The organism is Leifsonia aquatica (genome assembly GCF_014190775.1).
Lineage (GTDB): Bacteria > Actinomycetota > Actinomycetes > Actinomycetales > Microbacteriaceae > Leifsonia > Leifsonia aquatica.
In genome coordinates, this window is the sequence record NZ_JACHVP010000002.1 from 527,275 (window position 1) to 551,520 (window position 24,246).

21 protein-coding genes and 1 pseudogene are annotated in these 24,246 nt (G+C 69.3%); 18 read left to right on the forward strand and 4 right to left on the reverse strand.

Annotated elements, in window-relative coordinates; genetic code table 11:
* The first annotated feature begins 7 nt into the window (after nt 1-7).
* From FHX33_RS12485 to FHX33_RS12510, 6 genes are all read left to right on the forward strand, one after another.
* Nucleotides 8-1,105, forward strand: a complete 1,098-nt coding sequence (locus tag FHX33_RS12485) for a WxL protein peptidoglycan domain-containing protein (protein ID WP_021763272.1) — start codon at nt 8-10, stop codon at nt 1,103-1,105.
* Nucleotides 1,102-1,830 carry a hypothetical protein gene (locus FHX33_RS12490; RefSeq protein ID WP_183428581.1) on the forward strand — a complete coding sequence of 243 codons (729 nt, stop codon included), beginning with the start codon at nt 1,102-1,104 and terminating at the stop codon, nt 1,828-1,830. The genes FHX33_RS12485 and FHX33_RS12490 overlap by 4 nt, the downstream gene beginning before the upstream one ends.
* A gap of 98 nt (nt 1,831-1,928) precedes the next feature.
* Entirely contained in the window at nt 1,929-2,780 is an 852-nt protein-coding gene (locus FHX33_RS12495) for a sortase domain-containing protein (RefSeq protein ID WP_081703996.1), read from the forward strand.
* 10 nt (nt 2,781-2,790) lie between these two features.
* Nucleotides 2,791-3,672 carry a phosphate ABC transporter ATP-binding protein gene (locus FHX33_RS12500; protein WP_021763515.1) on the forward strand — a complete coding sequence of 294 codons (882 nt, stop codon included), beginning with the start codon at nt 2,791-2,793 and terminating at the stop codon, nt 3,670-3,672.
* Nucleotides 3,673-3,745: 73 nt separating this feature from the next.
* The gene (locus FHX33_RS12505) at nt 3,746-4,072 is read left to right on the forward strand and encodes a hypothetical protein (protein ID WP_021763514.1); all 327 of its coding nucleotides are present in this window, start codon (nt 3,746-3,748) and stop codon (nt 4,070-4,072) included.
* Between the two features lie 60 nt (nt 4,073-4,132).
* On the forward strand, nt 4,133-4,660 hold the full coding sequence (locus tag FHX33_RS12510) for a DUF6328 family protein (protein WP_021763513.1): 528 nt from the start codon (nt 4,133-4,135) through the stop codon (nt 4,658-4,660).
* Here FHX33_RS12510 and FHX33_RS12515 read toward each other — a convergent pair.
* The 3 genes from FHX33_RS12515 to FHX33_RS12525 all read right to left on the reverse strand — a co-directional run bounded on the left by FHX33_RS12515 (nt 4,614) and on the right by FHX33_RS12525 (nt 7,046).
* Nucleotides 4,614-5,180, reverse strand: a complete 567-nt coding sequence (locus FHX33_RS12515) for a gamma carbonic anhydrase family protein (protein ID WP_021763512.1) — start codon at nt 5,178-5,180, stop codon at nt 4,614-4,616. The two genes, FHX33_RS12510 and FHX33_RS12515, sit on opposite strands and share 47 nt — an antisense overlap.
* Before the next feature lie 4 nt (nt 5,181-5,184).
* Nucleotides 5,185-5,874: a class I SAM-dependent methyltransferase gene (locus tag FHX33_RS12520; RefSeq protein WP_021763511.1), complete on the reverse strand. Its 690-nt coding sequence runs from the start codon at nt 5,872-5,874 to the stop codon at nt 5,185-5,187.
* A 143-nt stretch (nt 5,875-6,017) separates the two neighbouring features.
* On the reverse strand, nt 6,018-7,046 hold the full coding sequence (locus FHX33_RS12525) for a LacI family DNA-binding transcriptional regulator (RefSeq protein WP_021763510.1): 1,029 nt from the start codon (nt 7,044-7,046) through the stop codon (nt 6,018-6,020).
* 218 nt (nt 7,047-7,264) lie between these two features.
* On the opposite strand from FHX33_RS12525, the gene FHX33_RS12530 reads away from it, so the two are divergent.
* The 12 genes and pseudogenes from FHX33_RS12530 to FHX33_RS12575 all read left to right on the forward strand — a co-directional run bounded on the left by FHX33_RS12530 (nt 7,265) and on the right by FHX33_RS12575 (nt 23,108).
* The gene (locus FHX33_RS12530; RefSeq protein WP_021763509.1) at nt 7,265-8,554 is read left to right on the forward strand and encodes an ABC transporter substrate-binding protein; all 1,290 of its coding nucleotides are present in this window, start codon (nt 7,265-7,267) and stop codon (nt 8,552-8,554) included.
* A 77-nt stretch (nt 8,555-8,631) separates the two neighbouring features.
* Complete coding sequence (locus FHX33_RS12535; protein ID WP_021763508.1) at nt 8,632-9,552, forward strand: carbohydrate ABC transporter permease; 921 nt, start codon at nt 8,632-8,634, stop codon at nt 9,550-9,552.
* The gene (locus tag FHX33_RS12540) at nt 9,549-10,466 is read left to right on the forward strand and encodes a carbohydrate ABC transporter permease (protein ID WP_021763507.1); all 918 of its coding nucleotides are present in this window, start codon (nt 9,549-9,551) and stop codon (nt 10,464-10,466) included. Before FHX33_RS12535 ends, FHX33_RS12540 begins: the two co-directional genes overlap by 4 nt.
* Nucleotides 10,467-10,468: 2 nt before the next feature.
* Nucleotides 10,469-12,394: a glycoside hydrolase family 127 protein gene (locus tag FHX33_RS12545; RefSeq protein ID WP_183428583.1), complete on the forward strand. Its 1,926-nt coding sequence runs from the start codon at nt 10,469-10,471 to the stop codon at nt 12,392-12,394.
* A 208-nt stretch (nt 12,395-12,602) separates the two neighbouring features.
* The gene (locus tag FHX33_RS21620; RefSeq protein ID WP_246397265.1) at nt 12,603-13,298 is read left to right on the forward strand and encodes a hypothetical protein; all 696 of its coding nucleotides are present in this window, start codon (nt 12,603-12,605) and stop codon (nt 13,296-13,298) included.
* A gap of 14 nt (nt 13,299-13,312) precedes the next feature.
* On the forward strand, nt 13,313-17,509 hold the full coding sequence (locus FHX33_RS22275) for a DUF6531 domain-containing protein (RefSeq protein ID WP_021762583.1): 4,197 nt from the start codon (nt 13,313-13,315) through the stop codon (nt 17,507-17,509).
* Nucleotides 17,472-18,533 (forward strand): annotated as a pseudogene (locus FHX33_RS22320) (RHS repeat domain-containing protein); the annotation flags it as partial. The gene FHX33_RS22275 and the pseudogene FHX33_RS22320, both read left to right, overlap by 38 nt.
* 130 nt (nt 18,534-18,663) lie before the next feature.
* Nucleotides 18,664-19,545, forward strand: a complete 882-nt coding sequence (locus tag FHX33_RS21635; protein ID WP_248616244.1) for an RHS repeat-associated core domain-containing protein — start codon at nt 18,664-18,666, stop codon at nt 19,543-19,545.
* A 41-nt stretch (nt 19,546-19,586) separates the two neighbouring features.
* Nucleotides 19,587-20,246 carry a hypothetical protein gene (locus FHX33_RS12560; RefSeq protein WP_021762580.1) on the forward strand — a complete coding sequence of 220 codons (660 nt, stop codon included), beginning with the start codon at nt 19,587-19,589 and terminating at the stop codon, nt 20,244-20,246.
* 45 nt (nt 20,247-20,291) lie between these two features.
* Entirely contained in the window at nt 20,292-20,708 is a 417-nt protein-coding gene (locus tag FHX33_RS12565) for a hypothetical protein (protein ID WP_169730327.1), read from the forward strand.
* 383 nt (nt 20,709-21,091) lie between these two features.
* On the forward strand, nt 21,092-21,313 hold the full coding sequence (locus FHX33_RS12570; RefSeq protein WP_021762577.1) for a hypothetical protein: 222 nt from the start codon (nt 21,092-21,094) through the stop codon (nt 21,311-21,313).
* Nucleotides 21,314-22,457: 1,144 nt separating this feature from the next.
* A complete protein-coding gene (locus FHX33_RS12575; protein ID WP_021762574.1) occupies nt 22,458-23,108 on the forward strand; it encodes a hypothetical protein in 651 nt (216 codons plus the stop codon).
* On the opposite strand, the gene FHX33_RS12580 is transcribed toward FHX33_RS12575, so the two are convergent.
* Nucleotides 23,109-24,155, reverse strand: a complete 1,047-nt coding sequence (locus FHX33_RS12580; protein WP_021762573.1) for a cupin domain-containing protein — start codon at nt 24,153-24,155, stop codon at nt 23,109-23,111. It lies immediately after the preceding gene.
* Between the last annotated feature and the right edge of the window lie 91 nt (nt 24,156-24,246).

Genomic DNA, 24,246 nt, shown 5'->3' on the forward strand with positions numbered 1-24,246 from the left:
ATGTAGCGTGCCCTCCACACAGACCCTGCCGCTGCGGCCCGTCCGCGCCGTGGCCGCCCTGCTCGCCGCCCTCGCGGCCGCACTCCTCGGCGTCGGCCCGGCCTTCGCCGACGACGTCGACAGCATCTCCGCCGGACCAGGCGACGACCGCACGCGGCTCAGCTACCAGCTCCAGCCCGGCCAGCACCTCGAGGACGAGTACGTCGTCCGCAACACCGGCACCACGCCGCAGAATGTCACGCTGTTCGCCACCGACGCCTTCAACACCGACGAGGGGGAGTTCGCACTCCTCGACACGGCGAAGAAGCCGACCGCTGCGGGCACGTGGGTGCTCTTCGACGGCTCGCAGCCGAGCGAGGCCTTCGCGCTCGCTCCCGGTGAGCAGCGCACCGTGCCGTTCACGCTCACCGTGCCGGCCGATGCCGGCCCCGGCGACCACGCCGGCGGCATCGTCGTCTCCAGCCAGAAGGGCGACGGGCAGATCCTCGTCGACCGCCGTGTCGCCACGCGCCTCTACGTGCGCGTCCCCGGCGATCTGCAGCCCGCGCTGACGATCGCCAACGTCTCCGCCGACTACCAGGCCGAGTGGAACCCGTTCGCCGGCTCCACCGCCGTCACCTTCACCGTGCGCAACAGCGGCAACGTCGCCCTGGGCGCCACGATGCTCGTCGGCGCGAAGGCGCTCTTCGGCATCCCCGCCGGCACCGCGGTGCGCCAGGACCTGCCGGAGCTGCTCCCGGGCAGCACCCGCACCCTCACCGTCGTGGTGCCCGGCACCGCGCAGGTCGGCTACCTCAACCCGTACGTGCAGCTGCAGCCGACCGTCGAGAAGGACGCCCTCAACCCGGGTCCGCTCGCGCTCGTCTCGCGCGACACCGTCATCGCGGCCGTGCCGTGGTGGATCCTCGTGATCGCCGCTCTCGCCGCCGGCTTCTTCCTGTTCCGCCGCTGGCGCCGCCGCAGCGACGGCAAGCGCGCCGAGGCGTGGATCGCGTACACCGAGGAGGAGGCCCGCCGGAAGGCGCGCGAGGAGCAGGACGCCGCCGCCGTGGAGGCGGAGCCGGTCACCGCCTCCACCGCCCCGGGCGAGGACTCCGGCCGATGAGCCGCACCGCTCGCACCCTCGCCGCCGCCGTCGTGCTCGGCCTCGGGATGCTGCTGGCCGGCGCGGGCGCGGCCGCGGCCGACGACGGCGGCATCGGGATCTCGATCGACATCCCGTCCACCGGCGACGCCCCGGCCGACGGGACCGGCGGGACCGGCTCGACCGGCACCGGCGGCTCGGGCTACCCCGACACGACCGCCCCCACCGACGCGCCGCCGAGCGACGTCGCGGCTCCCGGCGCCACCCCCGCACCTGCCGTCGCCGTCGACAACGGCCCGTTCAACGTCGGCGGCCTGAACGCCAAGTTCGTCCCGTCCCTGAACCCGGGCGCGGGGAAGATCGTCGTCTCGTTCTCGGTCCACAACGGGTCCGCCTCCACCTGGTCGTCGACCGTCCGCGTCTGGCTGACCGGCCCGTTCGGCAACCCGCTCGACGACTCCGGCGATGTTGCGGTCAAGAACCTCAAGCCCGGCTCCACGATCACGTACAGCCGCACGCTGACGGGAGTCGGCCAGTGGGCCGTCGTCACGGCGCACGCGAAGTTCACCCCGCCGGCGACCATCGACGGCATCGCGACGAAGTCCGCGCTGCGCGAGGCGACGGTGTTCGCGTTCCCGTGGCTCGGGAGCGTGGGGGCCGTGCTGGCCGCCACCGCGCTCGCCATCCTGCTCGCCCTCCGTGCGTCCGTCGCGGTCCCGGTCGCCGTCGCGGCGGTGCGGGCATGAGCCGGACCGTCCACGGGCAGAAACCGCCGACACCCGCGAAGCCACCGACGCCCCCGAAGCCACCCCGCCGCCCGCCTGCGCCCCCGCGCGAGCCGGTCGTGCAGACCCCACGGCAACGGCTCGCGCGCGGGATGGTCGCCCTCGGCGCGACGCTGCTCATCGCCTTCGCCGCGAACATGCTCCTGATCAGCCATCTGCACCACCTGATCGGCCAGCAGATCGCCGGCGACACCTTCCGCGAGCAGCTCGCCGCGGCGACCGCGCCGGTCAGCGAGGGCACGACCGACGACGTGCTCGTCTCCGACGGCGCCCCGGTCGCGAAAATCTCCATCCCCTCCATCGACGTGTCGGAGTACGTGCTCGAGGGCTCGTCGTCGGGCGTGACCGCCGACGGCCCCGGCCACCGCCGCGACACGGTGCTGCCCGGCCAGCCCGGCACCAGCGTGATCCTCGGCCGGACCGCGGCCTACGGCGGGCCGTTCTCGCGCATCCAGGAGCTCGCTCCCGGCGCGACGATCAACGTGGTCACCGGCCAGGGCAAGAGCGTCTACCGGGTGATCGGCGTCCGCTACGCCGGCGACCCCGACCTCCCCGCGCTGCGCGGCACCCAGGCGCGCATGACGCTCGAGACCGCGCGCGGCCTCCCGTACGTGCCGGCCGGCGTCGTGCGCGTGGATGCGGAGCTCGTCACCCCGGTCAAGGACCGCGGACTGCGCCAGACCACCGCCAACACCCTCCCCCTCGCCGACCGCGAGCTCGCGAGCGATCCGAGCACCGCGTGGCTGCTCGTGTTCGCGCTGCAGGCGCTGGTCGCCGCGCTGCTCATCGGCACGCGCGCCCTCGACCGGTTCGGCGCCCAGCGCACCTGGATCGTGTTCGCCCCCATCCTGGTCGCGGCGGGTGTCATCGCCGCCGACCAGGTCTCCCGTCTCCTGCCCAATCTGCTCTGAGAGAGAACCCATGTCCGAGCTCTTCGCCCCCCTCGACCGCACGGCGGTCCTCCCCGCATCCGGCGCGTTCGCGGACCAGACCGCCCCGCTCCCGCTGCTCGCGCCCCTCCCGGGCGAGCTCGCCGCCCTCGAGGCGCGCGGCATCACCGCCTGGTTCGGCGACCACCAGGTGCTCGACCGGGTCTCGCTGACCATGGAGGCCGGTGAGATCACGGCGCTCATCGGGCCGTCCGGCTGCGGCAAGTCGACCTTCCTGCGCATCCTGAACCGCATGCACGAGCTCATCCCGAGCGCCTCCCTCGCCGGCGAGGTGCTGCTCGACGGCGACGACATCTACGACCCGCGCAAGCGCCTCGTCGACGCCCGCAAGTCGATCGGGATGGTGTTCCAGAAGCCCAACCCGTTCCCGGCGATGTCGATCTACGACAACGTCGTCGCCGGCCTCAAGCTCACCGGGACCCGCGTGAGCCGCGACCAGAAGGACGAGCTGGTCGAGTCCTGCCTGACGAAGGCGGGCCTCTGGAAGGAGGTCAAGGACCGGCTGCGCTCGCCCGGCGGCGGCCTCTCCGGCGGCCAGCAGCAGCGCCTGTGCATCGCGCGCTCGCTCGCGGTCAAGCCGCGCGTGCTGCTGATGGACGAGCCGTGCTCGGCGCTCGACCCCACCTCCACCCGCGTCATCGAGGAGACCATGCTGGAGCTCGTCTCCGAGGTCACCATCGTGATCGTCACGCACAACATGCAGCAGGCCCAGCGGGTCTCGAGCAGCTGCGCGTTCTTCCTCGCTGCGGGCGGCAAGCCCGGCGCGATCGTCGAGCACGGCGACACGGAGGCGATGTTCTCGAATCCCCTCGACCCGCGGACGTTCGACTACGTCAACGGTCGGTTCGGATGATCGCGCTCTCACGTCGATACAGTTCTGGATCGAAAACGGGTGCAAATCAGCCGTTTCGTGCGATCCTGGGGATATGAAGGATTCTCAAGGTAGCGAGGCGGCCCAGCCGGCCTCCGCGCACGGCCCCGGTCGTGCGCCTGCAGGAATCCCGCTGACCTTCCGCCTGGGCGAGCGGGAGTACGCGGCCCTCGTACGCATCGCGCGCCATCGGGACACGACGGCGGCCGGCCTCGTCGAGCAGCTCGTGCTGCACGCGCTGAGCAAGACCGACGTGCCGCCGCCGGCCGAGTCGCATCCGGCCCGCAAGCACACCACGTACGAGGAGGCGACCGCCGGCTTCCGCCAGGACGCCCTGCACGTCGCCCCCGCCCCCGAACCGGAGCCCGAGCCGACGGCCTGAGCCCGCCTCCGCCCCGTCGACGCCCTTGACCCGCGCCCGGAACCCACGGATGCTCGTCTCATGGACGAACCCCGCGCGGCCGACGACCGCGATGTCGATCCCGATGACGGACGACTCGAGACCGCGAGCCAGCGCGCCGACCGCAACTGGAACGAGCTCCTCCAGGAGTTCCGCGTCTTCCAGACCGGAACGCAGATCGTCGCCGCGTTCCTGCTCACGCTGCCGTTCCAGCAGCGGTTCCGCGAGCTGCCGCCGTTCGACGTCGGCGTCTACCTCGTGCTGGTCCTGCTCGCCGTGGCCATCACCCTGCTGGCCCTCGCGCCGGTCGCCCTGCACCGCCTCCTCTTCCACCACCGGCTGAAGGAGGAGCTCGTCGCCTACGGCAGCCGGCTGCTGATCGTGTGCCTCGCGGCGGCATCCCTGCTCTTCACCGGGATCGTGATGTTCATCGTCGACTTCCTGCTCACGCCGGGCGCGGGAATCGTCGCCGCGGTGGCGGTGTTCGCTGTGGTCGTGGTGCTGTGGATCGCGGTGCCGCTGGTCATCCGTCGGCGCGCTCTCCATACGCCGCGCTCTGGCGCCGCATGATCTCGCGCATGGACGTGCCGCGCGGCACCCCGTACATGAGGCCGGGGAAGTCGAGGGTGCTCTGCACCTCCCACAGCTCGTCGTGCCGGTCGGGCGAGAAGAGCTGAGCCGGGCTCCCCGCGGCGATCCAGCCGATCGGGACGACCGAGTCCGGCGGCAGCACCGAGCCGGCGTGCAGCACCGCGTGGATGCGGAGTTCCGAGCGCGCTCCGACCACCGCGCCGGCGAAGACGCACGAGCCCGTCGCGATGAAGGCCTCGTCCTCGATGCGCGCGCCGGTGAGGTTGGTGTGCGGGCCGATGAGCACGGCGTCGCCGACGAGGAGGGGATGGCCGGGCCGCCCGCGCAGCACGGCGTGCTCCATCACGAGCGAGTCCGCGCCGATCGCGACCGCACCGCGAGTCCCGTCGACGACAGCCCCCGCGAGCACGCGCGCGCCCGGTCCGAGGGTGACGTCGCCGGTCACGGTCGCGGTCTCGGCGACCGAGGCGGACGGGTGGATGACCAGGCCGGATGACATGGGGTCAGTGTAGGGGCGCGGGCCGCTCAACCGCGGAGTCGCCGCCGGTGGTCGGGTCGGAGGTCAGCTCGGCGATCAGCAGGTCGTCGGCCCCGTCGGTCCACCGGTCGTGGCGGGCGACGCGCAGCCCGACCGGCGCGAACGTCTCGTCCAGCACCTCCGGCGTGCGGAACGGCTCGTGGTGCAGCATCGCGCTCGGCGGCGCCGCGCGATGGCGGGTGGGATCGAACGCGACGAATGTCGCCGTCACCACCCGGCCTCCCGGCCGCAGCACGCGCGCCCACTCGCGGATCGCGGCCGGCGCGTCGGTGAACAGCTGCAGGCCGGTCACGCAGGTGACGAGGTCGACGCAGTCGTCCGGGAGGGGGAGGGAGGCGGCATCCGCCTCGATGAGCTCGGCCTCCGGCAGGTGGGTGCGCGCCACCTCCAGCATCCGGGGCGCCAGGTCGACGCCGATCATGCGTCCGCGCGCGCCGCGGTCGCGCAGGGCGCGCAGCACGAGACCGGTGCCCGTGGCCACGTCGCCCGGGCCGCCGCCCGCATCCCCCGCCAGCACGAACTCCGCGACGGCGTCTGCCAGCCCCCGGTGCATCGCGCTCTCGTCGTAGGTCGGTGCGCGGTCGTCGAACCGCCGCCGCACCTCGGCGCGCGCCTCCTCGGCGGTGGGGATCTGGTCATCGTCGGGCGCGCTCACGCGCCCAGGCTACTCGCCGTCCGCCGTCCTGGCGGTGGCGAACGGAGGACGAGCACAGCCCGGCGGCCCCCGACCTCCTCCGTTCCCTGCGACACACCACGCGCCGTGGCCAGATCTCCTCCGCCAGCCACGCGCCCCAGTCGCTACAGGTGCGGGATGGTCGACCCGCGGATCACGAGCCGCACCGGCAGCTTCTCTGTCCCGGGCTCGAGGCCGCGGCCGTCGATCGCGTCGAACAGGCGGCGGGCGGCGAGCCGGCCGAGCTCTTCGAGGTTGTTGTCGACGCTGGTGAGCTCGGGCCGGGAGTTGGTGGCGAGCACCTGCCAGTTGTCGTAGCCGATCACGGCGACGTCGTCCGGCACGCTGCGGCCGTGGTCGCGCAGGGCGTCGATCACGCCGCGGGCGATCTGGTCCGACCCGCAGACCACGCCGTCGATGTCAGGGTGGCGGCGGAAGAGCAGGGTCGCGGCGTCACGGCCCCAGCTCTCCGTCCAGCTGGCGAACATCGGCTCGGCCGGCGACTGCAGGCCGGCGTCGGCCATGGCCTCCCGGAACCCGATGGCGCGGTCCTGGGCGGCCGCATAGGTGGGGTCGCCCGTGATGTGGACGATGCGGGAGCGCCCGCAGGTCACGAGGTGCTCCACGGCCATCCGGCCGCCGACGCGGTTGTCGGGCGTGAGCGAGTGATCGGCGGGGTCGTCGGAGGGGGAGTACGCGTAGACGACCGGGACGGGGAGCTCGTGGCCCAGCGAGGGCCGCGGGTCGGTCTGACGCCCCACGACGATGATTCCGTCGACCCGCCGGTTGAGCAGGGCTTTCAGGTGGTACTGCTCGCGGATGGCGTCGCCGCGTGCGTCGCACAGGAACACGTTGACCTGGCCGGCGCCGAAGGCGTCCTCCGCGCCCATGAGGATCGGGATGACGAAGCGGCCCTCGAGGTCGCTCGTCAGCAGCCCGACGGTGCCGGTGCGTCCGGCGGTGAGGCTCTGCGCCAGCGCGTTGGGGGTGAAACCGACCTCCTCGGCGACGGCCAGCACGCGGGCGCGGGTGCGCTGGGCGACCTCGTCGCGGCCGTTGATGGCCTTGGAGGCGGTGGCGATCGAGACGCCCGCCAGGCGTGCCACGTCGCCGAGCGTCGCCGCGCGGCCCGTGCCGGTGCTGCCGTCGGCCATCGCGCCCCCTGTTCCTTCGATGCGTCGGTCGTGTTTTCCGAGGTTTTCGGTCGTTTCGAAACCATACACCCAAGTTCTGCTTGACAGACAAGCGGACTTCGCGGTTGACTGTCCACCACATTCCGAAACCCGTTTCGGGAATTTCACCAGCCGATGACGTTACCCGCACCACTCTCAACGATGAGCACCGACTCAATGAAGAGCACCGAGGAGATGCAATGACAGTATTCACTCGTCGCACGCGACGCCTGGCGGCCGTAGCCGTCGCCGGCGCGCTGGCGATCACGCTGGCCGCCTGTTCGGGCGGGGGCGGATCGTCCGCGCCCCAGTCCATCAGCAAAGACGGCACCGACGACGGATCCAAAATCACGCTCTGGACCCGCGCACCCCTGGAGAAGCAGGCCAAGCTCCTGGTCGAGGCCTACAACGACAGCCACAAGAACCAGGTCGAGCTGACGGTCGTCCCCAACGACGACTACGTGGCGAAGGTGGGCGCGGCAGCCGGTTCGGGCGGACTGCCCGACCTCTTCGCCGCCGACATCGTCTACGTGCCCAACTGGGTCAAGCAGGGCCTCTTCCAGGACATCAGCTCCCAGATCGACGGTCTCAGCTACAAGGACAGCATCAACAAGGGCCACCTCAAGGCGGGCACCGCCGACGGCAAGGAGCACGTGCTCCCGTTCGTCCTCGACCTCTCGATGATGTTCTGGAACAAGGAGCTGTTCAAGGAGGCCGGCCTCGACCCCGAGAAGGCCCCGGCCAACCTCGAGGAGTACGCCGACGCCGCCAAGAAGGTCCAGGCTCTGAACAAGCCCGACACCTACGGCACCGCGACGGGCCTCGCCTGCGGCGGCTGCCTCGTCTTCACCTGGTTCCCGAGCGTGTGGGCCGACGGGCAGCAGGTCATGAACGACGAGGGCACGAAGTCCCTCCTCGACAGCGACACCGCCAAGGGCGTCTACAGCACCTGGCAGGACATGTGGAAGGCGGGCGCCGTGCTCCCGGCCTCGAAGGACGAGACCGGTCCCACGTGGACCGCGGCCTTCACCGAGGGCAAGGTCGGCGTCATGATGTACCCGGCCACCCTGCTCTCGTCGACGACGTTCAACGTCGGCGTGGCGGGCATCCCCGGCCCCAAGGGCGGCGGCTCCACCTTCGTCGGCGGTGACGGCATCGGCATCTCGAAGGACTCCAAGAAGTCCGCCCAGGCGTGGAACTTCCTCAACTGGATGATGTCAGAGGACGCCCAGGTCGGCGTACTCGCCAAGGACAACGACGTCGTCTCCCGCTCCGACCTCGCCACGAACCAGTACTCGGAGAAGGACCCGCGCCTGGTGACGATCAACGAGGTGGCCGGCAAGGGCGAGACCCCGTTCTCGCTCAACTTCCAGGAGGCGTTCAACGCACCGAACAGCCCGTGGCTGACCCTCATCCGCAACGCGGTGCTGGGCGACGGCAACTCGGTCGACGCCGACAACAAGGAGATCACCTCGGTCCTCTCGCAGTAGCGGACCGACCTCGCGGGGCGGGCGCCGTGCTGCGCGCCCGCCCCGTCCCCTTCCTCCCTCCCGACGAAAGGCTCCCCATGACCGCCGGTGCAACGGTGGCCCAGCGGCCCCCGCGTCCCGCCCGCTCGCGCAAGCGCGGCTCCGGCCGCTGGCTGGGCTGGCTCTACGCCTCCCCGACGGCGCTGTTCGTCGTCCTCCTCTTCCTCCTGCCGCTCCTGCTGGTGCTGCAGATGTCCGGCTCGGACTGGCCGCTGCTCGGCGGCAACCAGGGCGTGAACTTCCCCGACAACTACGTCAAGGCGTTCAGCAACCGGTTCTTCATGGAGTCGGTCGGCTTCACCCTGCTCTACACCGTCATCACGACGGTCATCCTGCTCGGCCTGGCCCTCGGGCTCGCGATGCTGGTGCAGGAGTCGTCGCGCTGGAAGGGCTTCCTGCGCACGGCCATCCTCATCCCGAGCGCCCTCGGCCTCGCGTCGGCGTCGCTCCTCTTCTACGTGCTGTACTCGCCGATCGCCGGCCCCTTCGCCGACCTGATGAAGGCGTGGGGCTTCACCTTCCTCGGCACACCGGAGGGTGCGCTCTGGTCGACCGTGTTCCTCATCGTCTGGCGCTACGCCGGCTTCTACATGCTGCTGATGCTCGTCGGCCTGCAGGGCATCCCGGAGGAGGTCTACGAGGCCGCCCGCATCGACGGCGCGAGCCGCTGGCAGACCTTCCGCGGCGTCACCCTGCCCCTGCTGAAGCCGACGCTCGCCCACACCACCGTGCTGTGCGTGACCGGCTCGCTGCTGGCGTTCGAGCAGTTCTACATCCTGACCAAGGGCGGCCCCGACAACAGCACGATCACCGTCGTGCAGCTGATCTACAGCGTCGCATTCCAGGGGCCGAACAACCTCGGCGTCGCCGGCGCCCTGTCGGTGATCGTGCTGGTCGCTCTCATCATCGTGAACATCGCGCAGATCCGCGCGTTCGGCCAGAAGGAGGACGCCCTGTGAGCGCCGACACCCTCGCGCGCCAGACGGAGTCCGGCCGCGGTTCCGCGACGCGAGCCGACACCCGCGGCTCCGCCCGCCGCCGCAAGCCCACCCGCCTGCTCGGCATCGCCACGCGCACCCCGTACTGGGTGCTGACCGGCGGCCTCGCCCTCATCTTCCTGTACCCGCTGATCTGGACGGCGGTCTCGTCGCTCGCCCCGCGGGCCGGCACCAGCCAGACCGAGGGCTGGGGCCTGGGAAACTACGCCTCCCTCGCCAACTACCAGGCCGGCATCTGGGTCTACATCGGCAACTCGCTGTTCGTGTCGCTGCTGACCGTGCTGCTCACGCTCCTCGTGTCCCTGTTCGGCGGCTACGCGTTCGCGCGGTTCCGGTTCCCGGGCCGCAACGTGCTCTTCATGGCCACGCTGGCCATCCTGATGGTGCCGTACGCGACGCTGCTCATCCCGCTCTACGTGCTGCTGAACCTGGTCGGCCTGTCGAACTCGCTCGTCGGGGTCGCCCTCGTGCTGACCATGTTCCAGCTGCCGTTCGCGACCTTCATGATGCGCATCTCGTTCGAGTCCATCCCGAAGGAGATGGACGAGGCCGCGATGGTCGACGGCTGCTCCACCTTCGGGGCGCTCTGGCGGGTGCTGCTGCCGGCCGTGAAGCCGGGGCTCATCACCGTCGGCCTGTTCGCCTTCCTGGCCGCGTGGAACGACTTCATCGCGCCCCTCATCCTGATCAACGACTCCAACCGGATGACGCTGCCGCTGGCGGTCTCGAACCTCCGCGGTCAGGTGCAGGGCGTCGTCGACTACGGCGCCACCGAGGCCGGCGTGATCGTGCTCGCGCTGCCGTGCGTGCTGCTCTTCCTGCTCCTGCAACGACACTACGTGCGCGGCTTCCTGTCCGGCGCCTTCAAGGGATGACCATGACCTTCGATCAGACCACCACCGCCACGCTCCCCATCGCCCCGGCGGTCCCGTCGACGGGACGGCTGCGCCCGCTCGGGCTGGGGGAGGTGCGCATCACCGGCGGCCACTGGGCCGACCGGCAGCGCGTGAACGCGACGGCGACCCTCGCCCACATCGAGCACTGGCTCGAGCGCGAGGGCTGGCTGGGCAACTTCGACCTGGCGGCGGGCGGAGCGCTCCCCGCGGGCCGTCGCGGCCGCGAGTTCGCCGACTCCGAGGTCTACAAGTACCTCGAGGCCGTCGCCTGGCAGCTCGGCCGCGACGACGACCCGGAACTGGAGGCCCGCTTCCGCCGCACCGTCGCCCGCGTCGCCGCCGCTCAGGAGGCCGACGGCTATCTCGACACCAATTTCGGCCGCTCCGGGCAGGGGGCCCGCTGGTCCGATCTCGAATGGGGGCACGAACTCTACTGCGCCGGTCACCTCTTCCAGGCCGCCGTTGCCCGCGAGCGCACGCGTCCGGGGTCGGACGACGGCCTCCTCGGCGTCGCCACCCGGCTCGCCGACCTCGTGTGCGACGTGTTCGGTCCCGACGGCATCCCCTCGGTCTGCGGGCACGCGGAGGTCGAGACCGCGCTCGTCGAGCTCGGGCGCGTGACCGGCGAGCGCCGCTACATCGAGCAGGCCCGCCTGTTCGTCGAGCGCCGCGGCACGGGGGTGCTGCGCGACATCGAATGGGGCCGCTCCTACTACCAGGACGACATCCCGGTGCGGGAGGCCGATGTCATGCGTGGCCATGCCGTGCGCGCCAACTACCTCGCCTCCGGTGCCGCGGACGTCGCGGCCGAGACCGGAGACGCCGAGCTCTCGGCTGCGCTGCGGCGCCAGTGGGCGAACACCGTCGCCCGTCGCACCTACGTGACGGGCGGCCAGGGGTCGCACCACCAGGACGAGGCGTTCGGCGACGACTTCGAGCTGCCCTCCGACCGGGCGTACTCCGAGACCTGCGCCGGAATCGCGTCCGTGCAGTTCAGCTGGCGGATGCTGCTCGCCGAGGGGGATGCGGCCTACGCCGACCTCGTCGAGCGCACGCTGTACAACGTGGTCGCGACCTCCCCGTCGGCCGACGGCACCGCCTTCTACTACGCGAACACCCTCCACCGCCGCACCCCCGGCGAGGCCGCCGACCCCGACGTGGTCTCCCCGCGCGCCGAGGCCTCCCTGCGCGCGCCCTGGTTCGAGGTCTCCTGCTGCCCGCCCAACGTGGCGCGCACGCTGGCCAGCCTCGACGCGTATCTGGCGACCGCCGGCCACGACGGCTCGCTGCAGCTGCACCAGTACGCCCCGGCGCGCATCCGCACCGTGCTCGGCACCGGCCAGGAGGTCGCGCTCGCCGTCGCGACCGAGTACCCGGCCGACGGCCGCATCGCCGTCACCGTCGAGAACGACGCGACCGAGCCCTGGACGCTGCAGCTCCGCGTGCCCGCCTGGGCGGCCGGCGCCACCCTCACCGTCGGCGGCGAGACGCGGGAGGTCGCTCCCGGCTACGCCGAGGTCCGCCGCGCCTTCCGCGCCGGCGACGTCGTGACCCTCGACCTGCCCGTCTCCCCGCACTTCGTGCGCGCCGACCCCCGCATCGACGCCGTGCGCGGCAGCCTCGCCGTCGAGCGCGGCCCCGTCGTCTACGCGCTCGAGTCCGTCGACCTCCCGGCCGGCTGGGAGGGCGTGGACGACGCGGTGCTGGATGCGGAGGTCGCCCCGCGCGACGCCGACGGCCGGGTGCTCGTCCGCCTCGCGCACCGCGTCTCCGGCGACGGCCCGTGGCCCTACGCGACGGCCCCCGCCGGCTCCGCCGCCGAACCCGCCGACGTCGCCCTCGTGCCGTACAACGAGTGGGCTGAACGCGGCCCCTCGACGATGCGCATCTGGATCCCGGAGAGCTAGGGGCTGCGGGGCTGCTGCGTTCCGGGGCTGTGCGCGGATGCGGTAACAGCCCGCTGGGCCAGCGCCGTACTTACCTAGAAGGTCCGGTCTACTCAATTCCATACCGATAGGTACTGAACCCTCCCGATCTGCATCGAGCGCGTCCTCCGGCTCCGCCAGGCTGACGCTCGTGAATTCTCGGGGGCGTGCAGGCGGTCGTGTTCGTTGGGTGCTGGGAGTCGTGGCGTCGGTGACGCTGGGGCTCGCACCACTGGCGATGGGGGTCTCCGCGGATGCGGCGACGGCAGTGCCGACGACGCTCGCAGCCGCGCCGGCGCCGGTCTCGTCCTCGGCGGCAGCCGACACCCGCAGCTACGTCCCGTGCCCGGCACAGGGCGAGGTGTCGTCGTGCGACTCCGACGGCGACACCATCCCGGACGTCGTGGAGCGTGTCGTGTGCGGCACGGCCACGTGCGCGACGGGCCGTGAGGACCGGGACGAGGACGGCATCGCCGACTGGGTCGAGGTCATGGCCTGCGGCACGACGACGTGCGCGTCCCCGACGAAGGACAGCGTCCGCGACGGCATCCCGGACTACGCCCGCCAGATCGTCTGCGGCTCGGCGACCTGCTGGACCGACAACCGCGACGTCAACTCCCACGGCGTGCCGAAATGGGCCTCGGTCGTGATCTGCGGCACCACCGGCTGTGCGACCGGCCACGAGGACTACGACGGCGACGGTGTCTCCGACGCGATCGTGCTCGCCTCCTGCGTCAGCGCGCGCAACCCGCTGGCGTCCACAGGCTCGATGATCGCCATCGGCGTCATCCTCGCTCTCGCGGCCGCCCTGATCGGCACCGGCATCGTCCTCTCACGTCGTCGCGGCCTGTATTCGGCGGCTCTCGAGCAGGGCGCGGCCGTCTGATGCGGGCGCGACGGATGCGGGGACGGTTCGTCACCCGCCTGGTACACGCGCGCGTCGTCATGGCCGTGATCGCCTCCGCTGCGGTCGCCGGGCTGACCCTGGTCGGCACCGTGACGCCTGCTCAGGCGTCCCCGATGCAACTGGCGAGGCGGACGGCGGCAGCGACGCTGGCCGAGGTGCGCTCGGCGGCGGGGGTGCAGGACGCGCGGGTGACGGCTGAGACCGAGGCGCCGGCCCCTGCCGCCACCGGCGACATCGCTCCCGGCAAGAAGGCCACGATCGACGCGAGCGATCTCGGCGCCTCCGTAACGTTCTCCGGCAACAAGGTCGAGTCGAAGCTGTCGGTGGCGGTCGGCGCGGCGCCCGCGAACGCGCTGCGCGCTGCCCGCTCCGAGCAGCCCGGTGGCGGCACGCCCGTCTCCGACCCGGTCGAGATCACAGCGACCGATGGCGACGGCAAGCCGGTGACCCAGTTCCCGGCGAAGGCGGTCAACACCCGCGGTGGAGGGGACAAGGGCCCGGTCGTCTCCGACGTCGTCCCCGGCGTCGCCCTCGAGCTGAAGCCCGACCTGGAGCGTGTGACGGAGAACGACCTGGACCCGGCGACACTGCAGATCTACACGCGCGAGAACGCGGGTGAGCAGTGGACGGTGCTGCCGTCGTACTACGACGCCGAGGCGGGCGTGGTGAAGGGCGTCTCGACGCACCTGTCGCAGTTCGTGGTCATCGGCACGCCCTTCCCGGTGCCGGATCGGCCGGTGATCGTGCTCGACCCCGACAACGACGAAGGCCACGTCACGACTCCGGCCCCGCCGGTGACCGAACTGCCGTACAACATCCAGCTTGCGCAGCAGATCGCGTCGCGACTGCAGAACCTGTGCCTCGCGACCGTACACATCACGCGCGAGGACCCGGGCAACCCGATGATCCCGCGCGAGATCCGAGCCGGCCAGATGGCAGCGTGGAACCCCACGCTCTCCCTCGGCATCGGCTTCAACACCTGGGAGGGCGTCGCATGGGGCGGCGAACATCCCGAGCAGGGCGGCTCGCAGGTGTTCTCGCGGGGAGGTGCGGCCGATAACGCGGTGTCCGATTCGCTGGTGGGCAACCTGCCGACCTACACCGGACGCCCGGCGAGGAACGTCGGCAACAACGGCAACTTCCCAGGTGACGAGTTCGCCGGGGTCCCGAACGCGTTCACTCATCTCGAAGCCCTCTACCTCGACAACCACTACGACCGCAGCTACATGGACAACGGCGGGATGCCCCACCTGGCCGACGGCGTCTTCACCGGCCTCGGCATATACCTCGGGACGCAGGGCTTCGACTGCACCGACCCGGTGACGGGCGGCTGGCCGACCCCTCCCTCGGCTGCGGACTTCGCGCGTTGGCGGATGCTCGGGCTGCAGAGCTACCTGACCTACGGCGGCGAGCCCTTCTCGTTCTCCACCGGCAACCTCTTCGAGCAGGAGAAGCTCTTCTCCCTCCCGGGTGCGGGCGGTTCGAGCACGGACATCACCCTCACCTACAACAGCCAGGACGGACGTCTCTCACGCGTCGGCGCGGGTTGGTCGTTCGGAATGGGTGCTCGGGCGCAACGTTTCATCGACGGTACGGTCATGGTGGTCCGCGGCGACGGCGCCTCGTTCGTCTTCGCAGGCAACGGCAGCGGCGGCTATACGACCTCTGACCCGGGCCTCCATCAGACTCTGACGGAGGCGGGCGGCGGCCGACTGAAGCTGACCGACGTGTCCGGCGAGAGCTGGGTGTTCGACACCGCCAACATCGACGGCATCGGCAACCTCGTCTCGTACTCCGACGCCGAGGGGCGTACGACGACCCTCTCGTACGGGCCGCCCGCGGACATGGCGACGTCGCAGTTCTATCCGCTCGCCTCCATCACGGACTCGTCGGGCCAGACCATCCAGGTCGACTCCGACGCGCTGGGCCGGGTCACCGGGTTCACCCGACCGGGTGGCGATCGCTGGTCGCTCTCGTACGACGGTGCCGGCAACCTGACCACCATCACCCTTCCGGATGGCCGCACGAAGCAGTTCACCTACGACGACATGCACCAGCTCCTGACGGGCACCGATGCGACGGGCGCGACGTACCTGAAGAACCAGTACGACGACCAGGGCCGCATCGTGAAGCAGTGGGATGTCGAGGGCAATCTCCGTTCGCTGGACTACTCGACCGCCGGGCAGACCACTTACACCGACAACCTCGGCCGGACGAGCGTCTACTTCTTCGACGACCGGTTCCGGATCACGAAGGTGAAGCATCCAGACGCGACCACGGCGACCTTCTCGTACGACGCCGACAACAACGTCCTCTCGTCGACCGATGAGAACGGCGCGAAGACGAAGTACGCCTACGACGCGGCCGGCAACCTCACCACGGCGACCGCTGCGGACGGGATCGTCACCAAGTACACGTACACGCCGACTGGTCTTGTCGCGACCAAGACCGACACCGGCGGCCCCTTCGTCGGGTCCGCCTCCGGCCACGCACCGCAGGGCTCGCAGCGGACCTGGTCGTACGACTACGACGGCAGCGGTCATCTCGTCGCGGTGCACCAACCCGACGGCACGACGATCGCGAACGAGTACGACGCGGGCGGCAACCTGGTGAAGACGACGCAGCCTTCGGGGGCAGCGACGACCTTCGGGTACGACTCCGCGGGAAACGTGACCTCCAGCACGGACGCGATCGGCCGGACCACTCGGTACGCGTACGACGCCGCCGGTCGCATGACGGCGCAGACGGACCCGGGTGGACACACCACCAGCTACGCCTGGGATTCCGGCGACCGCATGGTCAGCACCACCGACGCCGCAGGCGGGACGTTCGGCTACGGCTGGGAGCCGAACGACCACCTCGCTTCGCTGACCGACCCAACCGGGGCGGTGACGAAGTACTCGTGGGATGCCATGTTCCACCTCACCGACTCCACCAGCCCGTCCGGTGGCGTGACGAGGTACGGGTACACCGCCGAAGACGCTCTGGCGAAGCAGACCGATCCGCTCGGCGCCACGACCACGAACGCGATGGACGACCGGGATCGCGTCATCACGACCGTCGACCCGAACGGCGGCGAGTGGCGGTACACCTATGACGGGGTCGGGAACATCCTGAGCTCCACCTCGCCGTCGGGGGCGAAGACGACCTTTACGTACGACAGCAACGGCAACCTCCTGACGCAGAAGGATCCGACCGGCGGCACGACGACGTCGGTGTACGACTCCGTCGGGCGCGTGATCAAGCAGACCGATCCCGACGGCATCGTGTCGAAGTTCGAGTACGACGCGATGGACCGCGTCGTCCGGATCATCGACGGCCTCGGCAAGCGGACCGACCTCGCCTACGACGTGGATGGCAATGTGACGAGCGTCGTCGACCGGCAGGGCAACCCGTGGACGTTCACGTACGACGCAGCCGGCCAGCTCCTCACCACGAAGACCCCTCTCGGCGAGGTGACGGGCTACGCGTACGACGCCGACGGCAATCTCACCGCCGTGACGGATCCGCTCGGACGCACGACCGCGAACGCCTACGACGCCCTCGACCGGCTCGCGTCGACCACCGACCCGGCCGGCAACACCACCTCGTACGCGTACGACCCGAACGGACGCACCGCCTCGATCACCGACCCGAACGGTCACACCACCTCGTTCGCCTACGACGCCGACGGTAACCAGACCTCGACGACGGACGCCACCGGCGCCGTCACCGCGTACGGCTGGGACGCGGCCGGCAATCAGACGTCGATGACGGATGCGAACGGGCACGTCACCCGCTACGGCTACGACCCGGCCGGGCAGCTCGTCCGCGTGACCGAGGGGTATCGGGAGGGTGCCGCGGCATCCGCGGACGTGAACGTCGTGTCGATGTACGGCTACGACGCGGACGGCGCGCTCACCAGCGTCACCGACCCCAACGGCCACGACCGAATACACCGTCGATGCCGCCGGCCGCACCACCAAGGAGATCGACCCGGTCGGCACCACCACGAAGTGGTCGTACACGGCCGCCGGCCGCCTGGCCGCGATGGTGAACGGCAATGGTGCGAGCACGACCTACACCTACGACGGCCGCGGGGATCTGAAGCGCCAGAATCAGGCCGGCGCGGTCGCGACCTTCGAGTATTCGGCGAACCAGCAGCTCATCGCCATGACCGACCCGACCGGCACCTCGGGCTGGACCTATGACAAGGACGGCCGCACCACCACCCAGATCGATCAGCGCGGCGGGCACCTGAAGACCGCGTACGACGCGGCCGGACAGACCACTCGAATGACCCTCCCGACTGGGCAGAGCCTCGACTACACATACGACGCCACGGGCAAGGTCACCTCGCAGACATCGCCGTGGGGTGGTCTGACCTATGCGTGGGATGCGGTGGGCAATCTCACCGAGCTCGCCCGCTCGACCGGCGTCGCCACGAGCTACGCGTACGACGCCGTGAACCGTGTCGTCGATGTCCTCCACACCACGCCTGCGGCGGCCGCGCCCGCATCGCCGTCACCGTCTCCGAAGCCTGCTGCGTTCGCCGCGAGCGACGTGCAGCCGGAGAAGTGTGCGACGGTCGCCGGCTACCTCAGCGCGCGGTCCGCGCCCGCCGCCGGCGAGAACGGCATGTGCAAGCACACCAACACCTACCTGAACGGCCGCACCGTCCCGACGCCGGAGAACCCGGTGGCCGACGGCGGCGCGCTCCGCTACCAGTACGGGTACGACCCGGACGGCAACGTGACGAAGGCGACCCGGACGATCACCCCGGCGCCGCCGGTCGCGTCCACGACCGACGGCTCGGGCCACGCTTCCGCGCCCGCGCCTGGTGTGCCGTCCGCCGACGTGCCGCCCGCGAAGGCGAAGGTGACCTCCAACAGCTACGGTTACGACGGTCTGGACCGCTTGACCTCCTCGAAGACGACGTCCGGCGAGAAGAACACCTACAGTTACGACCCGGCGGGTAACCGGACCGGGTGGGCTCGTTCGGGAGCTGCGGATGGGAACTTCTCCCAGTCCGCCTCCTTCAACGACGCGAACCGGCTGATGCAGTCGGTCACGTCGGGTTCGGGTCGTGGAGTGTCCGGCGGCGTGGCTTCGTACTCGTATGACGGTGCCGGGAACCGGGTGTCGCAGTCGGTGGCCGGTGAGGGGACGTCGTTCGCGTATAACGCGTCCGGTCAGGCGACGCAGGTTGCCCGTGATGGCCGGTCGACGTCGTATGTGTATGACGGTCTGGGTCGTCAGGCGTCGAGTGCTGATGAAACGAAGTACGGCACACAGACGACCTCGAACGTCTACGACGGCACCTCCCTGATGCAGTCGACGAGTTCGGCGCAGCACGAGTACGTTGGTGCGGGATGCGGCCGGTTCTCTGGCCGAGCATGTCTCCGCTTCCGGGGAGGCGACCTGGGATCTGTTGGATGGTCTGGGTTCGACGATCGCCGGCGTCACCGCTGGGTCGATCACCCAGCTGACGTCGTACGACGACTGGGGTGCCCAGGCGTTCGAGACCGAGGGGTGGAGTGCGCCGGAGGGCTACACCGGTCACGCCCAGGATGCGACGCAGGGTCTGATCCATACGTTCGCCCGCAGCTATGACGTGGCGACGGGGACATGGACGACTCCGGACACCTGGCGGGGGCTGCTGACCCAGCCGAAGTCGTTGGCCCGGCACCAGTACGCGGCAGGCAACCCGACCACCAATTGGGACCCGGACGGGCACCTCTGCGCGAAGCGGGGCAGCACCGACGCGCTGCCGCTCGGCTGCGGGGCTCCGCCGCATCAGGCATGGCAAAAAGCGGGGCCACCGCCTCCCACGACGGAGAGCACGCCGACGACGCCGGCGAGCCCCTCCGCGGGCGGGCCGAACGATCAGAACGACCTACCAGACACTCATGGGTGCCCCGAAGGAAAGGTGCGGTACATCAGCCCATACGTGAGCCCACAGTGCGTCGACGCGAAGAATCTCAAAGACTCTGAGCAACGGGCGCGCCTCTGGCTTGAGTGCAACAAGTTGTGTGGAGACGCGTGGATAGCCTTCATCGACGTTGTGGTGGATGGGATTGGTGTCGTTCCTGGTCTAGTCCTCTGCGGCACTTCGTTGCCCGTCGGTGGCGGTGCCTGTATCAATCTCGATCCGCAAGATGTGGCATCCTTCCTCGATTCGCTATACGGCTGGCAGGATGCTGAATACGAGTTGTGGGCGGACCAGTTGGCCCGGTGGAGGAGTTGATCGTGCCAAAAGCTCAAACCACTACAGCATCCGCTCGGGAGGTGGCGTTCCTCAACCTCGCCATTTGGGGGCTCATCGCCGCCGCAGCCCTCCATGTGGTGGGCCTGGCGATCACTCTCGTAGTACTGGACTGGAACTCGATTCTGGGCAGCATCAACCTCAAGGTGATCGTCCTGATTGTCCCGATCGTGTTGGGGTGTGCGTTTTCAGCGGGCGTGTTGGTCGCTCTGCCGATCGCGATTGTCTGTGAGTTGGTTGCGAGGGGCGGCAGAGCAGTAACTCTCGCTCTCATCCTCAGCATCCTCAGCGTCCTAGCGATTCTCCTCTTGGGCTGGCGCGCGATCCCAACAGCGGTCGTGTACGTTCTGGTGTCGCTTCTTGTATGGCGATTGAAACCTCTGCTGAAGCTCGAATCAGGCGCTTCGCGACGCTATTCGACTGCTGTGGGTTACGTTCTTCTCGTCGCCGGCGGACTCCTGGGCGTGCACAACTATTACTTGTCGCGGGCGTGGGCGGGAATTCTTTACTTCACTTTCCTTTTGCTCGGCACCGCCGCGCTTGGCACCTTCTTTACGTACGTCTTCTTTCTCCTTCTTGGCGGCCTCTTGGTCGCTGACGCAGCGCTGATGCCGTCGCGAATTCAACGTCTTCGACGGCAATGGGGATCGTCGCCGCAAGCAGGACGAAGACAGGTGTTCTGATCCTTTGGGGTCGCGAAAGGTGGGGTTGAGTTGAAGGCGAATGAAATGTGGGAGTGGCAGGATCTACTGCCCGGAAGAACGGGTTTCATAAAGGTTTGGGATCCGCTGGTGGGAGAAGTCTTCGCGCGGAACCTTTTCCGAACTCACCTACTTCTGGTGGCGGCTTCGATCGCGATCCTCTTGTCCTGGATCACCGGAGTATTGAACGTTATCGGTGTCGCGACTGTGATCGTCGGCTTGGTCAATGCCCTCTTGGCGCTCGAAATGGTAGTCAGCCTCGTTGCTTGGGCTAGTGGGTTAGCGAGACGGCGCAGCGAGATCGTGCGGAGCCTGGGTGCACAGGGATTGAGTGTCTCGCGTCGGCCTGCCATCTGCACTCCGAAGCGGTTCTCGGGCTGGCTGGAACAGCAAGGCATCCAACGACCGCTCATCGTGCGGGTGCTGTCTGGCTCTTCGCGCTAGCTCGTGGGTGACCGATTAGCGTGCCCGCCGTGCCCCGCCTACACGCTCAGGCTCGCAGAAACGTCCGCAAGGGCGGCGCTACGTTGGTCCGCACCTCGGCGGGCCGCTGGCGGTTGCTTTCCGTCCCCGACGGAGCGTGCGCCCGCGTCGATCATGAATAGAACCGGCGGGTCACATCCTGGCCGGTCCCACCGCAGGGCGAGCGCCACCATCTGCCTGTTGTGCATTGCCGCAGCCCTGCACCTTGTCGTCGGTGCATCTCCGTCGTGCTGTTCGATTGGGCCTGGCGATGGGGGTTGTCGGACTGGTCCTCGGCGTCGCCATTCTCATCTCCACCGCGGTCATCGCGCCATGAGTGAGACAACAGTCGAAGCGGGGCATGGATGATCAACATCGGAGCGCAGATCGCGTTCACAGTCGTGCTCGCGGTCTTGGGAGTCTGCGGTGGCATCGTCGCCGTGAGACGTCGGGGTGACTGGACGACATGGGCGAAGTCCCCCTCCACCGCACGTCAACCCGGGCTTTTCCTCGTCAGCACGATCCTCTGCACCGGCGCCATCGTTCTCGTGCCGCTCTTTGTCGTCGTCCTCTTCGTCAGCTGGTGAAGATCGGGGTTACGGACGCCATGAAGGCAAAGAGATCTGAGGTGGATGCGTCGTGAGCGGTGATGGAGCGTACGTCGTGTTGAACGGGGTGACCCTCCTGGCGATGGGACCGCCTTCCTCGGAATCTCTCGTGGGATTCCTCGCGATGGGTCTGTTGGTGGTGGTTCTTGGGGGCGGTCGTCGCGGTCAGGCCCGAAATAGCGCCGAACCTCACTGCCGTCAACCTCCGAGTACCGAACTAAGGATGGCTCTCTACGCAACGTCGTCGCCGCGAGCGTATGCCGTTGAAAGGGAGTCGTAGCGTCGGTTCCAGGTGGACACGAACCTGATTCGGTCAGAAATGGGAGAGGTGGGGTAGCGATGCCAGGCGCTCGACTATGGAAGCGGGTCCTGGCCCGTCGCCGTGTTATCGGCTTCTGTCTCACCGTCGTCGGATCAGTCGCTGTCATTGCTGTGGCGCTGGTTTCTCCACGGTTGGACTGGGCGTTGCAGACATCCGCGGGATTGGACGCGCTGTGTGGGCTCGCCGTCGCTATTGGGATTCGATTGACTTGTCGAGGTGATGTCCGGTCGGACCCCGTCGAGGGAGTTCGCAGCCGGTCGCTACCGCCGAGCACCTCACGGACGAAGGAACATGATGCTGAGCACTGAGGCTCTGATCGGTCTCCCTCTCTTCGTCGTCGGTGCGACGAGCATGGGCGGCTGGATGATTGTCCGTGCGGAATCCGTGGCCAAAAGTCAACGAGAGCGCATGCCGTGATCAACCTCTTCACTTTGATCCGGGGGCTGTTGGGCTGAGGGCTTCATTCCCCGGGTTCGCCTCAGTTGATTCGCACGACGGACGCACCAACCTCGTAGCTAGACTGCGCAGTCTACGTAAAGTGCGCCGTCCGCTCACGCAATTCGACCGAATGCGGATGCTCGGGTCGCGAGGATACGCTTTGCTTGACAGCAATCCGGCGCGCGAGCGGCGGTTAGAGGGGGAATACGGGGGGAGCCCTGTGGCATCGAAGTACCTTCGAAATGCGAGCGAGGGGGACCACCTGGGGCGGTGGCTCGGTCGCAGCCACAGGGCTCATGCCCGTTTCCTGGATGTCGGGCTCGTCCCTCGGCGGGCCTCGGCATCGTGGACGGAAGGCCAGGAATGAGCACCGACAGGCGCGCCGTATCGGCGACAGGCATTCCTCGGTCGGGGTGGCGGCGGGAATGGTCGCTCCTCCTCATCCTTCCCGGTGCCGCTCTCGTCGCGACGGTGGCTCGAGGTCGCGGCCCGAGCCTGCCTTTCGGATGGATACTCGGCGTCGCGCTGGCCGCAGCCGTGATCGTGATCGTGGGGCTCGGTGCCCGTCGGCTCGTGGCGCATCGCAGGCTCGCCCTCGCGGCCGCGATGGTGCCCGGCGCCGTCATCCTCGAGGCGACGCGCTCGAAACAGTCCGATGCGATTCTCCGAAGCCTGAGCGGTGGCATGCGTCCGGCGATGTGGACGATCGTCGCCATCGATGAGGCCGGGGTCCACTGGTATCTGGAGGATCCGGTCGAGGGCAGCTGTGTTTTCATCGCCGCAGCCCACGTCGTGAGTCTCGAATCGGTAGCGACTCCTGTGCGCGACGGACGAGGGGGCAGAAGCGTGCCGGCCATCCTGATACGCGTCGACTCGGGCGAGTCGTGGCAGATTCCGCTCGTACCCCGCTCGGAGCGATGGTATGCGCCATACGTCTACGCAGCGTCCGCCTCCGACCGCGATGAACTCCTTCGCACGCTTCGGCGCCGGCTCGCCGCGAACGTCACCGAGTGATCAGCCTTCCCCCTCCACCGGATCCCTCGGGTTCGACCGCGCCACGATCAGCGGGTCGACCGGCGTGAACGGGAAGGTCGGCAGGTCCCGCTCCGGCACCTTGAAGGCCGCCGAGAGCACCTCCCGCGAGAAGGCGGAGGCGGTGGCGCGGTAGCCGACGTCGCCGGGGGTGGGCTGGTCGAAGAAGATGAGGAAGCGGATGCCCTCGTCGCCGAGCGCCTCGATGTGGTGGGGGTAGGCGCGCGGCACGAAGTAGGCCTCGCCGGGGTGCAGCTCGTAGGTGTCGAGGGTCCCGTCGGGGTCGAGCACGGTCATGCGGGCGTGGCCGCTCTGCACATACCCGAGCTCGCCGGTGACGGGGTGCCAGTGCGGTTCGCGCATCCCGTTGCCGCCGATCAGCAGCTCGTACATCGAGAGGTCGTCGAGCGCGGCCCAGAACTGCTTGCGGGCGAGGCGGGCCTTGCCCCACTCGTACGACAGGGGCGCGTTCTGGCCCTCCATGTCGAAGAGGCGGGCGTTGGGGAGGCCGGCGGTGCCCGGGATGCGGGCGGGGCCGTCGCGGTGCACGATCTGCGAGGAGTGCTGGCGGTCGAAGGCGGCGAACGCGGCCGAGGGGAGGTCGTAGGTGTTGCCGAGCACCGCATCCGACATCGCATTGACGCTGTCTTGCAGCGAGAAGTGCTGCGGGCGGTCGGTGCGGAGCGCGGCGATGATCTCGGCCTCCCCGTCCCCGACGTTCTCGATGTGATAGACCGCGCCTGACTCGACGTGGTACATCTGGCCGGTCTGCACGACGAAGGTGGAGAACGAGTCGCCGTTGCCGAGGGTGGAGACGAGCACGGTGCCCTTGACCACGTAGGCGATCTGGTTGGCGTTGACGTTCCACTGCGGTTCGCGCAGGGCGCCCGGCGCCAGCGTGATCCGCTTGACCGAGAGCCCGGTCAGGATGGGCAGGGAGCTCGACGTCACCTGGGTGATGCTGCCGAACTCGTTCTCGAAGACGCCTTCGCCGCCGATCAGCGGCGCGACGTGCCTGGACTCCGACATTGCGACCCCTTGTCTCCCGGACGCTGCTCCGGGCTTCCGATGCGGTGCGTACAGCAGGAGCGTAGGCCGGCGCCGACGGGGCACGGCAGCC

Excerpts from the sequence above, each read along its gene's own strand:
- FHX33_RS12510 (WP_021763513.1), top strand. The coding sequence starts at position 4,133 with ATGGACGAACCCCGCGCGGCCGACGACCGCGATGTCGATCCCGATGAC.
- FHX33_RS12530 (WP_021763509.1), top strand. The coding sequence starts at position 7,265 with ATGACAGTATTCACTCGTCGCACGCGACGCCTGGCGGCCGTAGCCGTC.
- FHX33_RS12570 (WP_021762577.1), top strand. The coding sequence starts at position 21,092 with ATGATCAACATCGGAGCGCAGATCGCGTTCACAGTCGTGCTCGCGGTC.
- FHX33_RS22275 (WP_021762583.1), top strand. The coding sequence starts at position 13,313 with ATGCGGGGACGGTTCGTCACCCGCCTGGTACACGCGCGCGTCGTCATG.
- FHX33_RS12575 (WP_021762574.1), top strand. The coding sequence starts at position 22,458 with ATGAGCACCGACAGGCGCGCCGTATCGGCGACAGGCATTCCTCGGTCG.
- FHX33_RS12505 (WP_021763514.1), top strand. The coding sequence starts at position 3,746 with ATGAAGGATTCTCAAGGTAGCGAGGCGGCCCAGCCGGCCTCCGCGCAC.
- FHX33_RS12490 (WP_183428581.1), top strand. The coding sequence starts at position 1,102 with ATGAGCCGCACCGCTCGCACCCTCGCCGCCGCCGTCGTGCTCGGCCTC.
- FHX33_RS12515 (WP_021763512.1), bottom strand. The coding sequence starts at position 5,180 with ATGTCATCCGGCCTGGTCATCCACCCGTCCGCCTCGGTCGCCGAGACC.
- FHX33_RS12535 (WP_021763508.1), top strand. The coding sequence starts at position 8,632 with ATGACCGCCGGTGCAACGGTGGCCCAGCGGCCCCCGCGTCCCGCCCGC.
- FHX33_RS12500 (WP_021763515.1), top strand. The coding sequence starts at position 2,791 with ATGTCCGAGCTCTTCGCCCCCCTCGACCGCACGGCGGTCCTCCCCGCA.
- FHX33_RS12580 (WP_021762573.1), bottom strand. The coding sequence starts at position 24,155 with ATGTCGGAGTCCAGGCACGTCGCGCCGCTGATCGGCGGCGAAGGCGTC.
- FHX33_RS12525 (WP_021763510.1), bottom strand. The coding sequence starts at position 7,046 with ATGGCCGACGGCAGCACCGGCACGGGCCGCGCGGCGACGCTCGGCGAC.
- FHX33_RS12545 (WP_183428583.1), top strand. The coding sequence starts at position 10,469 with ATGACCTTCGATCAGACCACCACCGCCACGCTCCCCATCGCCCCGGCG.
- FHX33_RS12565 (WP_169730327.1), top strand. The coding sequence starts at position 20,292 with ATGTGGGAGTGGCAGGATCTACTGCCCGGAAGAACGGGTTTCATAAAG.